Source organism: Cupriavidus sp. CER-90 (assembly GCF_057652055.1).
Map to the genome: position 1 here is coordinate 1,941,168 of NZ_JBYGYM010000001.1, position 12,765 is coordinate 1,953,932.

Annotated in this window: 4 protein-coding genes, 2 tRNA genes and 3 rRNA genes; all 9 read left to right on the top strand. The window is 60.2% G+C overall.

Translation table 11 applies throughout. The features are described from left to right. Nucleotides 1–180 precede the first annotated feature (180 nt). The 9 genes from AC24R4_RS08630 to adeC all read left to right on the top strand — a co-directional run bounded on the left by AC24R4_RS08630 (nucleotide 181) and on the right by adeC (nucleotide 12,662). Nucleotides 181–1,712 (top strand): 16S ribosomal RNA (locus AC24R4_RS08630). Between the two features lie 63 nt (nucleotides 1,713–1,775). After that, a tRNA-Ile gene (locus AC24R4_RS08635) sits at nucleotides 1,776–1,852 on the top strand. Between the two features lie 12 nt (nucleotides 1,853–1,864). After that, nucleotides 1,865–1,940: transfer RNA gene (locus tag AC24R4_RS08640), tRNA-Ala, on the top strand. Between the two features lie 291 nt (nucleotides 1,941–2,231). After that, nucleotides 2,232–5,112, top strand: a 23S ribosomal RNA gene (locus tag AC24R4_RS08645). 122 nt (nucleotides 5,113–5,234) lie between these two features. Further along, a 5S ribosomal RNA gene (gene rrf, locus AC24R4_RS08650) occupies nucleotides 5,235–5,348 on the top strand. The 16S, 23S and 5S rRNA genes sit together here with 2 tRNA genes alongside, the layout of an rRNA operon. Before the next feature lie 314 nt (nucleotides 5,349–5,662). Beyond that, a complete protein-coding gene (locus AC24R4_RS08655; RefSeq protein ID WP_487522743.1) occupies nucleotides 5,663–6,055 on the top strand; it encodes an endonuclease in 393 nt (130 codons plus the stop codon). Between the two features lie 791 nt (nucleotides 6,056–6,846). Further along, entirely contained in the window at nucleotides 6,847–8,010 is a 1,164-nt protein-coding gene (locus tag AC24R4_RS08660; RefSeq protein ID WP_400394430.1) for an efflux RND transporter periplasmic adaptor subunit, read from the top strand. A 27-nt stretch (nucleotides 8,011–8,037) separates the two neighbouring features. Then, complete coding sequence (locus AC24R4_RS08665) at nucleotides 8,038–11,184, top strand: efflux RND transporter permease subunit (protein WP_400394429.1); 3,147 nt, start codon at nucleotides 8,038–8,040, stop codon at nucleotides 11,182–11,184. Then, entirely contained in the window at nucleotides 11,181–12,662 is a 1,482-nt protein-coding gene (gene adeC / locus AC24R4_RS08670; protein WP_400394427.1) for an AdeC/AdeK/OprM family multidrug efflux complex outer membrane factor, read from the top strand. The genes AC24R4_RS08665 and adeC overlap by 4 nt, the downstream gene beginning before the upstream one ends. Nucleotides 12,663–12,765 lie beyond the last annotated feature (103 nt).

Below are 12,765 nucleotides of genomic sequence, written 5' to 3' on the forward strand. Positions count from 1 at the left end.
CGATAAGTGTGGGCGCTTGATGGCGAACGCCACGGAGCTTTGGCTTCGTGATGCTTCAAAAGTTATCAGTGCTCGCACAGTAAAACATGTTGGTTTGCGTCGCGAGACGCGAGCCAGTCAGTTTTCTGAGAGTGAGCGACCGCTCGAAAGAGCGAGGTGCTTCGGCACCACACAGAGATTGAACTGAAGAGTTTGATCCTGGCTCAGATTGAACGCTGGCGGCATGCCTTACACATGCAAGTCGAACGGCAGCGCGGACTTCGGTCTGGCGGCGAGTGGCGAACGGGTGAGTAATACATCGGAACGTACCCTGTTGTGGGGGATAACTAGTCGAAAGATTAGCTAATACCGCATACGACCTGAGGGTGAAAGCGGGGGACCGCAAGGCCTCGCGCAGCAGGAGCGGCCGATGTCTGATTAGCTAGTTGGTGGGGTAAAGGCCCACCAAGGCGACGATCAGTAGCTGGTCTGAGAGGACGATCAGCCACACTGGGACTGAGACACGGCCCAGACTCCTACGGGAGGCAGCAGTGGGGAATTTTGGACAATGGGGGCAACCCTGATCCAGCAATGCCGCGTGTGTGAAGAAGGCCTTCGGGTTGTAAAGCACTTTTGTCCGGAAAGAAAACGCTCTGGTTAATACCTGGGGCGGATGACGGTACCGGAAGAATAAGCACCGGCTAACTACGTGCCAGCAGCCGCGGTAATACGTAGGGTGCGAGCGTTAATCGGAATTACTGGGCGTAAAGCGTGCGCAGGCGGTTTTGTAAGACAGGCGTGAAATCCCCGAGCTCAACTTGGGAATTGCGCTTGTGACTGCAAGGCTAGAGTATGTCAGAGGGGGGTAGAATTCCACGTGTAGCAGTGAAATGCGTAGAGATGTGGAGGAATACCGATGGCGAAGGCAGCCCCCTGGGACGTCACTGACGCTCATGCACGAAAGCGTGGGGAGCAAACAGGATTAGATACCCTGGTAGTCCACGCCCTAAACGATGTCAACTAGTTGTTGGGGATTCATTTCTTCAGTAACGTAGCTAACGCGTGAAGTTGACCGCCTGGGGAGTACGGTCGCAAGATTAAAACTCAAAGGAATTGACGGGGACCCGCACAAGCGGTGGATGATGTGGATTAATTCGATGCAACGCGAAAAACCTTACCTACCCTTGACATGCCACTAACGAAGCAGAGATGCATCAGGTGCCCGAAAGGGAAAGTGGACACAGGTGCTGCATGGCTGTCGTCAGCTCGTGTCGTGAGATGTTGGGTTAAGTCCCGCAACGAGCGCAACCCTTATCTTTAGTTGCTACGCAAGGGCACTCTAGAGAGACTGCCGGTGACAAACCGGAGGAAGGTGGGGATGACGTCAAGTCCTCATGGCCCTTATGGGTAGGGCTTCACACGTCATACAATGGTGCGTACAGAGGGTTGCCAACCCGCGAGGGGGAGCTAATCCCAGAAAACGCATCGTAGTCCGGATCGTAGTCTGCAACTCGACTACGTGAAGCTGGAATCGCTAGTAATCGCGGATCAGCATGCCGCGGTGAATACGTTCCCGGGTCTTGTACACACCGCCCGTCACACCATGGGAGTGGGTTTTGCCAGAAGTAGTTAGCCTAACCGCAAGGAGGGCGATTACCACGGCAGGGTTCATGACTGGGGTGAAGTCGTAACAAGGTAGCCGTATCGGAAGGTGCGGCTGGATCACCTCCTTTCCAGAGGCTTGTGTTCACAAGTCAAGCGTTCACACTTATCGGTTTGTTTGCTGTTACAGCCAAGGGTCTGTAGCTCAGGTGGTTAGAGCACCGTCTTGATAAGGCGGGGGTCGTAGGTTCAAGTCCTACCAGACCCACCAAGTTATCTACGCGGGGGATTAGCTCAGCTGGGAGAGCACCTGCTTTGCAAGCAGGGGGTCGTCGGTTCGATCCCGTCATCCTCCACCACTTACCTTGGGGTTGTCGTCAAAGACAAGAATTCAGGACGCGGTTCTGAGTGTTTGTCTTTGGCTATTGCCAAGCGACGATAAGTCGGCTGTTCTTTAACAATATGGGATGTAGTAAAGGTGTCGCGAAGCGTTGATGAGACGCTGCAGTACAAACGCGATACCGGGTTGTGATTGTATCAACCAAAATGTATTTAAGTGATCGAAAGATGACTTGGAATACGGCACAAACGCGAGAACTCAGACCTGTAGCCAGCGTGGATAGCGGAGACGTTAGACACACTCGTTATAGGGTCAAGCGAACAAGTGCATGTGGTGGATGCCTTGGCGATCACAGGCGATGAAGGACGCGGTAGCCTGCGAAAAGCTTCGGGGAGCTGGCAAACAAGCTTTGATCCGGAGATGTCCGAATGGGGAAACCCGGCCCGAATGGGTCATCCCTTACTGAATACATAGGCAAGGGAAGCGAACGCGGCGAACTGAAACATCTAAGTAGCTGCAGGAACAGAAATCAACCGAAATTCCCAGAGTAGTGGCGAACGAAATGGGAAGAGCCTTGCACTCTTTAGCAGAACTGTTAGCAAAACGGGATGGAAAGCCCGGCCATAGCAGGTGATAGCCCTGTATGCGAAAACAGATTTGTGGAACTAGGTGTGCGACAAGTAGGGCGGGACACGTGAAATCCTGTCTGAAGATGGGGGGACCATCCTCCAAGGCTAAATACTCGTGATCGACCGATAGTGAACCAGTACCGTGAGGGAAAGGCGAAAAGAACCCCGGGAGGGGAGTGAAATAGATCCTGAAACCGCATGCATACAAACAGTCGGAGCCTGGCAACGGGTGACGGCGTACCTTTTGTATAATGGGTCAGCGACTTACATTCAGTGGCAAGCTTAACCGGTTAGGGAAGGCGTAGCGAAAGCGAGTCCGAACAGGGCGTTGAGTCGCTGGGTGTAGACCCGAAACCAGATGATCTATCCATGGCCAGGTTGAAGGTGCGGTAACACGTACTGGAGGACCGAACCCACTAACGTTGAAAAGTTAGGGGATGAGCTGTGGATAGGGGTGAAAGGCTAAACAAATCTGGAAATAGCTGGTTCTCTCCGAAAACTATTTAGGTAGTGCCTCGTGTCTCACCTTCGGGGGTAGAGCACTGTCATGGTTGGGGGGTCTATTGCTGATTACCCCGCCATAGCAAACTCCGAATACCGAAGAGTGCAATCACGGGAGACAGACATCGGGTGCTAACGTCCGGTGTCAAGAGGGAAACAACCCAGACCGCCAGCTAAGGTCCCCAAATATAGCTAAGTGGGAAACGAAGTGGGAAGGCTAAAACAGTCAGGAGGTTGGCTTAGAAGCAGCCACCCTTTAAAGAAAGCGTAATAGCTCACTGATCGAGTCGTCCTGCGCGGAAGATGTAACGGGGCTAAGCTATATACCGAAGCTGCGGACGCACAGCAATGTGCGTGGTAGGAGAGCGTTCTGTAAGCCTGTGAAGGTGTCTTGTAAAGGATGCTGGAGGTATCAGAAGTGCGAATGCTGACATGAGTAGCGATAAAGGGGGTGAAAGGCCCCCTCGCCGTAAGCCCAAGGTTTCCTACGCAACGTTCATCGGCGTAGGGTGAGTCGGCCCCTAAGGCGAGGCAGAGATGCGTAGCTGATGGGAAGCAGGTTAATATTCCTGCACCGTCGTATGATGCGATGGGGGGACGGATCGCGGAAGGTTGTCCGGGTGTTGGAAGTCCCGGTCCCTGCATTGGAGAAGGCGCTTAGGCAAATCCGGGCGCGGAATTCAAGGATGTGGGGCGAGCGGCCTAGTGCTGCGAAGCAATCGGAAGTGGTTCCAAGAAAAGCCTCTAAGCTTCAGTCATACGAGACCGTACCGCAAACCGACACAGGTGGGCGAGATGAGTATTCTAAGGCGCTTGAGAGAACTCGGGAGAAGGAACTCGGCAAATTGGTACCGTAACTTCGGGATAAGGTACGCCCTGGTAGCTTGACTGGCCTGCGCCAGAAGGGTGAAGGGGTTGCAATAAAATGGTGGCTGCGACTGTTTAATAAAAACACAGCACTCTGCAAACACGAAAGTGGACGTATAGGGTGTGACGCCTGCCCGGTGCCGGAAGATTAAATGATGGGGTGCAAGCTCTTGATTGAAGTCCCGGTAAACGGCGGCCGTAACTATAACGGTCCTAAGGTAGCGAAATTCCTTGTCGGGTAAGTTCCGACCTGCACGAATGGCGTAACGATGGCCACACTGTCTCCTCCCGAGACTCAGCGAAGTTGAAGTGTTTGTGATGATGCAATCTCCCCGCGGCTAGACGGAAAGACCCCATGAACCTTTACTGTAGCTTTGCATTGGACTTTGAACCGATCTGTGTAGGATAGGTGGGAGGCTTTGAAGCGTGGACGCCAGTTCACGTGGAGCCGTCCTTGAAATACCACCCTGGTTTGTTTGAGGTTCTAACCTTGGCCCGTGAATCCGGGTCGGGGACAGTGCATGGTAGGCAGTTTGACTGGGGCGGTCTCCTCCCAAAGTGTAACGGAGGAGTTCGAAGGTACGCTTGGTACGGTCGGACATCGTACCTAAAGTGCAATGGCAAAAGCGTGCTTAACTGCGAGACCGACAAGTCGAGCAGGTGCGAAAGCAGGACATAGTGATCCGGTGGTTCTGAATGGAAGGGCCATCGCTCAACGGATAAAAGGTACTCTGGGGATAACAGGCTGATACCGCCCAAGAGTTCATATCGACGGCGGTGTTTGGCACCTCGATGTCGGCTCATCTCATCCTGGGGCTGTAGCCGGTCCCAAGGGTATGGCTGTTCGCCATTTAAAGAGGTACGTGAGCTGGGTTTAAAACGTCGTGAGACAGTTTGGTCCCTATCTGCCGTGGGCGTTGGAATCTTGACGGGGGCTGCTCCTAGTACGAGAGGACCGGAGTGGACGTACCGCTGGTGTACCTGTTGTCTCGCCAGAGGCATCGCAGGGTAGCTATGTACGGAAGAGATAACCGCTGAAAGCATCTAAGCGGGAAACTCGCCTGAAGATGAGGATTCCCTGGAGGCTTGACCTCCTTGAAGGGTCGTTCGAGACCAGGACGTTGATAGGCTGGGTGTGGAAGCGCAGTAATGCGTTAAGCTAACCAGTACTAATTGCCCGTAAGGCTTGATCCTATAACCAGTGTGTTTGACCTGGTTGGACCAGAGTCCGCGTGTGCCACAGGCATACAACACAACCCCTTTACTACACCCCAGATTCGCTGCGCTGATGCATGTCAGTGCGGCAACCCCTCATGCCTGGTGACCATAGCGAGTTGGAACCACCCCTTCCCATCCCGAACAGGACCGTGAAACGACTTTGCGCCGATGATAGTGCGGACTACCCGTGTGAAAGTAGGTCATCGCCAGGCTCTTATACCCAGAACCCCCAAGCCCTAAAAGCTTGGGGGTTTTGCTTTTGCGCGGGCGAAACGTGCGAGCGCATTCGAGTGCCGCACAACCGCCCAACCTCCTGTGCCACGCTTTCCAGGCGCCCCGAAAGCCGGGGGGCAGCGGTGCAGCCGTTACCGGCGTCTTGTAAAAGCGCATGCGGACACCGCGTCAATCTCCGATATTTCGCTTATATTGTGCCTAAAAGGGCGCAAATATAACCGGCACGGCTTTCGCTCCGTAGTGGCTTACAGGGACAGCACCTCCGTTGTTCCACCGCTTTCCGGAGCTGACCATGCCAATGATTCGACCCCGAAGTGTTATCGCCGCAGGCGCCCTTGCGCTGCTTTCGATCTCGGCTTTTGCGCAGACGACGCCGGGCCCGCGCGATCCGTATACCCAAGGTGGTGCGACCGCTAGCGGGACTTACGATCCCAACACCAGTGGTGCCCGCGCCGGAGACAAGTTCGATCCGTACTCCCAGGGTGCGGACAGTTCGACAAGGCAAAACCTGGCCCCGCAACCGCAGACCTATCAGTCGCCTGCACCGTCGTACCAACCGGCGCCCACGGCCGGGATGGCGCCTGACAGCTCGGGCGCGCCCGGCTATCGGGGCGACATGCGCTGGAGCGGGCCGATGCTCGGTAGCCGGCTGGGTCCTCGCAATCGTTTCCTCGACGGCGCATAACTCACTAACCCATCATCGAGATACGACGTCCCCGCCTGCTGGCGGGGATTTTCATTGGCGCGCGGGTGGCATTCACTCGCTCCATGCACTGTCCCGTCCATGCAACACACTGTTTCGCGGATCGGCAAGCCGGTGCCCCGATCCCTCCGATCCGGCGGTAATCGTTTCGAATTCCCCCGATCAGAGCGGGTATTTCGCTTCATTACAGCCAATTTTCTGTCATCCTGATTTATCTCCGAACTGGTAGCATATCGGCCGACGCCCGAAATAGGCAGCATGCTTATTGAACTGTTTGCCAGGCAGGCGGCTCCAATGCTGCATTGCGGTATCGACGGCTCACCTTGGAGGAGGGAGCGGTCAAAGCCGGCAGTTTCGGTACAGATTGTGTGAAAGGCGCCACAACAGACATGAGCGTCTGCAGATATCGGTGAAAACGATTATTGTTGTCGGTCGGCAGGACGATGCCCGCACAGATCGGCGCACGGCCATACGCATGCAACGGTAATCCCGATAATCGAAGATCGGGCAGGACATTTGAGAGTACGGGGAGCAGGATCGTCCTGACGGGCGGCCCTGTGCCGGACGCGCGCGCGGCGTGGCCGGTGTTCAGATTTTCCTCCAGGCCGGCGAAGCCGGCGAAAGCAGGGGCCCATGGTGACAATCCGTTGAGCCGTAATCCGATACGTGCCTGGTGACAGGTACGCCAATTGCGTCCACGCGCGCCGTGGCGCCCACCCGGCCCCGGCCGGGAACAAGAAGACCAATTCCGTTTCATCCTCGAGGAAATCGCTATGCAAGCAATGCGCGCCAGGCGTGCTTTGATTCCAGGCATGCTGGCTCTTGCCGTGACGGCTCTGACCGCCTGCGGCAAGAAGAATGAAGCCCCCGCGGCCCAGACGCCTGAAGTGAAAGTTGTCACGCTGAAGGACGAAACCGTCACGCTGGATACGTCCCTTCCCGGTCGCACCCTGCCTTACCGGATCGCCGAAGTTCGCCCGCAGGTCAACGGCATCATTCAGAAACGTCTGTTTGTGGAAGGCACGGACGTCAAGCAGGGCCAGCAGCTTTATCAGATCGATCCATCCACCTACGAAGCCACGGCGAAGAGCGCCGAGGCCACGCTCGCGTCGTCGAAGCTGCTCGCCGAACGCTACGGCCGTCTGGTCGGTGACGAAGCGGTCAGCAAGCAGCAGTACGCCGAAGCCCAGGCGTCGTACCTGCAGTCAAAGGCCGCCGTGGACCAGGCCCACATCAACCTGCGTTACACCCGTGTGCTGGCACCGATTTCTGGCCGCATCAGCCGTTCGCTGGTGACCGAAGGCGCGCTGGTCACCAATGGGCAGGCCAACGCGCTGGCCACGATCCAGCAGCTCGACCCCATCTATGTGGATGTGACCCAACCGTCGGCGGCGATCCTGCGCCTGCGCAAGGAACTGTCCGATGGCAAGTTGCAGGGCGCCGGCGCCAATGCCGCCAAGGTGACGCTGCAGCTCGAGGATGGCAGCACCTATTCCCAGGCCGGCCGGCTGGAATTTTCCGAAGTGGCCGTGGACCAGAGCACCGGCTCGGTGACGCTGCGCGCGGTGTTCCCGAACCCGCGCAATGAACTGCTGCCCGGCATGTTCGTGCACGCGCGCCTGGCCGAAGGCGTGCGGCAATCGGCCATCCTGGCGCCGCAACGCGCCGTGACGCGTGACCTGAAGGGCCAGCCCACGTCGCTGGTGGTCAACGCCAACAACGAAGTGGAACTGCGCGTGCTCAAGACCGACCGCACCATCGGCACCAACTGGCTGGTGACCGACGGCCTCAAGGCCGGCGACCGTGTCATCGTCGAAGGCCTGCAGTTCGTGCGCCCCGGCGCCAAGGTGAAGGCTACCGAAGCCACTGCGGCCCAGGCGGGTGCAGGACCTGCCTCCGCACCGGCCGCCGCTTCGGCGCCGGCCGCCAAGTCCTGACCGGGACCGACGCATTAAGGATTTGCCATGTCTAATTTCTTTATCGAGCGGCCGATCTTTGCGTGGGTGATCGCGCTCGTGATCATGCTGGCGGGCGTGCTGTCGATACGCTCGCTGCCGGTCACGCAATACCCCGCCATCGCGCCGCCCACCATCGCCATCTCGGTGAACTATCCGGGCGCATCGGCACAGACCGTGCAGGACACGGTGGTGCAGGTGATCGAGCAGCAGCTGAACGGCCTGGACCGGTTGCGCTACATCTCGTCGGAGTCGAACTCCGACGGCAGCATGACCATCACGGCGACGTTCGAGCAGGGCACCAACCCCGATATCGCGCAGGTGCAGGTCCAGAACAAGCTGGCCCTGGCCCAACCTTTGTTGCCGCAGGAAGTGCAGCAGCAGGGCATCCGCGTGACCAAGTCGGTGCGTAACTTCCTGATCATCGTCGGCCTGATCTCGACCGATCCGGCGACCACGCGGGAAGACCTGTCGAACTACATCGTCTCGAACCTGCAGGACCCGATCTCGCGGACTTCGGGCGTGGGTGACTTCCAGGTGTTCGGTTCGCAGTACGCCATGCGGATCTGGCTCGACCCGGCCAAGCTCAACAGCTTCCAGCTGGCGCCGCTCGATGTCAGCAACGCCATCAAGGCGCAGAACGTCCAGGTGGCATCGGGCCAGCTGGGCGGCCTGCCGGCGGTGCGCGGGCAGCAGCTCAACGCCACGGTGATCGGCAAGACCCGTCTGCAGACCGCCGAGCAGTTCGGCGACATCCTGCTGAAGGTGAACCCCGATGGCTCGCAGGTGCGCCTGCGCGACGTGGCCGAAGTCGGGCTGGGTGGCCAGGATTACTCGATCAACGCGCAGTACAACGGCAGGCCCGCTTCCGGTATCGCCATTCGTCTGGCATCGGGTGCCAACGCGCTCGAAACGGTCAAGAACATCCACAACACGCTGAACCAGCTGGAGCCGTCGTTCCCGCCGGGCATCAAGGCGGTGTTCCCGTATGACACGACGCCGGTGATCGCCGACTCCATCCAGGAAGTGGTCAAGACGCTGCTCGAAGCCATTGTGCTGGTGTTCCTGGTGATGTACCTGTTCCTGCAGAACTTCCGCGCCACGCTGATCCCGACGATCGCGGTGCCGGTGGTGCTGCTGGGCACGTTCGGCGTGCTGGCCGCCTTTGGCTATTCGATCAACACCCTGACCATGTTCGGGATGGTGCTGGCGATCGGCCTGCTGGTGGACGATGCCATCGTGGTGGTGGAAAACGTCGAGCGGGTGATGTCCGAGGAGGGGCTGGGGCCGAAGGAGGCCGCCCGGAAATCGATGGGCCAGATCCAGGGCGCCCTGGTGGGTATCGCGCTGGTGCTGTCCGCCGTGTTCCTGCCGATGGCGTTCTTTGGCGGCTCCACCGGCGTGATCTATCGCCAGTTCTCGATCACGATCGTCTCCGCGATGGTGCTGTCTGTGCTGGTGGCGCTGATCCTGACGCCGGCGCTGTGCGCGACGATGCTCAAGCCGATCGAAAAGGGCGACCACGGCGAGCACAAGGCCGGCTTCTTCGGCTGGTTCAACCGCGGTTTCATCCGGTCCACGCAGAAGTACGAGCGTGGCGTGGTGGGCATCCTCAAGCGCCGCGCCCCGTTCCTGCTGGTCTACGTGCTGATCCTGCTGGTCATGGCCTTCCTGTTCACGCGGATCCCGACGTCGTTCCTGCCGGAAGAAGACCAGGGCGTGCTGTATGCCCAGGTGCAGACGCCGCCGGGTTCGTCGGCCGAGCGGACCCAGGCCGTGCTGGACCAGATGCGCAACTACCTGCTCAATGACGAAGGCAAGATCGTGGAATCGCTGTTCACGGTCAACGGCTTCAACTTTGCCGGTCGTGGCCAGAGCTCGGGTCTCGCGTTCATCCTGCTCAAGCCGTTCAAGGATCGGGAAGGCGATGCCACGAGCGTGTTCGACCTGGCCAAGCGTGCGCAAGCCAAGTTCGGCACGTTCCGCGACTCGTTGGCCTTTGCCTTTGCGCCGCCCGCGGTGCAGGAGCTTGGCAACGCCACTGGCTTCGACTTCTACATGCAGGACCAGGCCGGCCTGGGCCACGAGGCGCTGATGGAAGCACGCAACAAGTTCCTGGCGCTGGCCGCCAAGAACCCCGCGCTGCAACGCGTGCGGCCGAACGGCCTGAACGACGAGCCGCAGTACGTGCTCGAGATCGATGACGAACGCGCGCGCGCGCTGGGCATCTCGCTGAGCGACATCAACAGCACGGTGTCGATCGCGTGGGGTTCCAGCTACGTGAACGACTTCATCGACCGTGGCCGCGTCAAGCGCGTGTACCTGCAGGGCCGTCCCAACGCGCGGATGAACCCCGAGGACCTGAACAAGTGGTTCGTGCGCAACGACAAGGGCGACATGGTGCCGTTCTCCGCGTTTGCCACCGGCAAGTGGGGGTATGGCTCGCCGAAGCTGCAACGCTACAACGGCGTACCGGCCGTGGAAATCCTGGGCGAGCCGGCTGCCGGCAAGAGTTCGGGCGAGGCCATGGCCGCTGTCGAGGAAATCATGAAGCAGATGCCGCAGGGTATCGCGTATTCGTGGACCGGCCTGTCGTACGAAGAGCGCCTGTCGGGTGCGCAGGCGCCGGCGCTCTACGCGCTGTCGCTGCTGGTGGTGTTCCTGTGTCTGGCGGCCTTGTATGAAAGCTGGGCGATTCCGTTCTCGGTGATGCTGGTGGTGCCGCTGGGCGTGATCGGCGCGCTGCTGGCGACGCTGGCACGCGGCCTGTCGAACGACGTGTTCTTCCAGGTGGGCCTGCTCACCACGGTGGGCCTGTCGGCCAAGAACGCGATCCTGATCGTCGAATTCGCCAAGGATCTGCATGACCAGGGCAAGGGCGTGATCGAGGCGGCGGTCGAGGCCTGCCGCATGCGTCTGCGTCCGATCATCATGACCTCGCTGGCGTTCATGCTTGGCGTGTTCCCGCTGGCGGTGTCGCAAGGCGCCGGCGCGGGCAGCCAGCACGCCATCGGTACTGGCGTGATCGGCGGCATGATCACCGCCACCGTGCTCGCCATCTTCTGGGTGCCGCTGTTCTTCGTCGTGGTGACGTCGATCAAGGAGCGGCGCCGCAAGTCCGGACCGTCCTCCCAGGAAACGGGAGCCCAAGCATGAGAAAGACGCTACTTTGCCTGGCCGCAGCGGCGGCCCTTGCCGGCTGCAGCCTGATCCCGTCGTATGAACGCCCGGCCGCGCCGGTCGATGCCGCGTATCCGCAAGGAGACGCTTACGCCGCTTCTGCCGGCGATGCGCAGGTGGCCGCCGCGGCGGAGCTTGGCTGGCGCGATTACTTTGCCGATCCGCGCCTGCACCGGCTGATCCAGGTCGCGCTGGACAACAACCGCGACCTGCGCGTGGCGGCGCTTAACGTCGACGCCTATCGCGCGCAGTACCGCATCCAGCGTGCCGACCTGTTTCCCGAGGTGGGGGCGACCGGCCAGGGCACCCGCCAGCGCGTGCCGGCGGATCTTTCCTCTACCGGCCGGAGTGTGATCAGCAGCCAGTACGGCGTGTCGCTGGGTACCACGGCATGGGAGCTCGACCTGTTCGGGCGCCTGCGCAGTCTCAGCGAAGCGGCGCTGGAGCAGTATTTCGCCAGCGAGGAAGCGCGCCGCAGCACGCAGATCGCGCTGGTGGCCAGCGTGGCCAATGCCTATCTGACGCAATTGGCCGACGAAGCGAACCTGCAGGTCACGCGTGACACGCTCGGTGCGTACGAGCGCACGTACAACCTCACGCGGCGCAGCTTCGAGGAAGGCATTGCATCGCGGCTGGACCTGCGCCAGTCGCAGACGCAGGTCGAGAACGCGCGGGCGCAGCTGTCGCGCTATACGCGCCTGGTGGCGCAGGATGTCAACGCGCTCACGCTGCTGCTGGGCGCCGGCATCCCGGCCGACCTGCCAGCCGGCCTGACGCTGGACCAGAAGCTCGTGGCAGAAGTGCCAGCCGGCATGCCGTCGGACCTGCTGCAGTTCCGCCCCGACATCCTGTCGGCCGAGCACCGCCTGAAATCGGCCAACGCCGATATCGGCGCGGCGCGCGCGGCGTTCTTCCCGCGTATCACGCTGACCGCCTCGGGCGGCACGGCCAGCCGCCAGCTGTCCGGCCTGTTCGATGCGGGATCGGGCACGTGGCTGTTCTCGCCACAGATCACGCTGCCGATCTTCACGGCCGGCAGCCTGCGCGCCAGCCTGGATTACGCGAAGATCCAGAAGGACATCAACGTCGCCACGTACGAGCGCACCGTGCAGTCCGCGTTCCGCGAGGTGTCCGATGGCCTGGCCGCGCGCGGCACGTTCACCGATCAGGTGGCGGCACAGACCCGGCTGGTAGAGGCCAGTTCGGACTACTACCGGCTGGCGGAAGGGCGCTACCGTACCGGCGTGGACAGCTACCTGACCGTGCTCGATGCGCAGCGCCAGCTGTTCACGGCGCGCCAGGCGCTTATCGAGGCCCGCCTGAACCAGCTGACCAGCGAGGTCAACCTCTACAAGGCGCTGGGCGGCGGCCTGAACGAGGCCACCGGCGCACCGGCGCCCGACGCCGGCACCACCACGGGCAGCACGTCGAACGGCAGCAAGTCGGCGTCCTGACCGGCACTGCGGCATGGTCCGCAGGCAATGAAGGAGGCAGCTTCAGGCTGCCTCCTTTTTTTTTGGCCGACGATGCGTGCCGGTGCCATGCGCCGCCAGCGGC

Excerpts from the sequence above, each read along its gene's own strand:
- AC24R4_RS08660 (WP_400394430.1), top strand. The coding sequence starts at position 6,847 with ATGCAAGCAATGCGCGCCAGGCGTGCTTTGATTCCAGGCATGCTGGCT.
- adeC (WP_400394427.1), top strand. The coding sequence starts at position 11,181 with ATGAGAAAGACGCTACTTTGCCTGGCCGCAGCGGCGGCCCTTGCCGGC.
- AC24R4_RS08665 (WP_400394429.1), top strand. The coding sequence starts at position 8,038 with ATGTCTAATTTCTTTATCGAGCGGCCGATCTTTGCGTGGGTGATCGCG.
- AC24R4_RS08655 (WP_487522743.1), top strand. The coding sequence starts at position 5,663 with ATGCCAATGATTCGACCCCGAAGTGTTATCGCCGCAGGCGCCCTTGCG.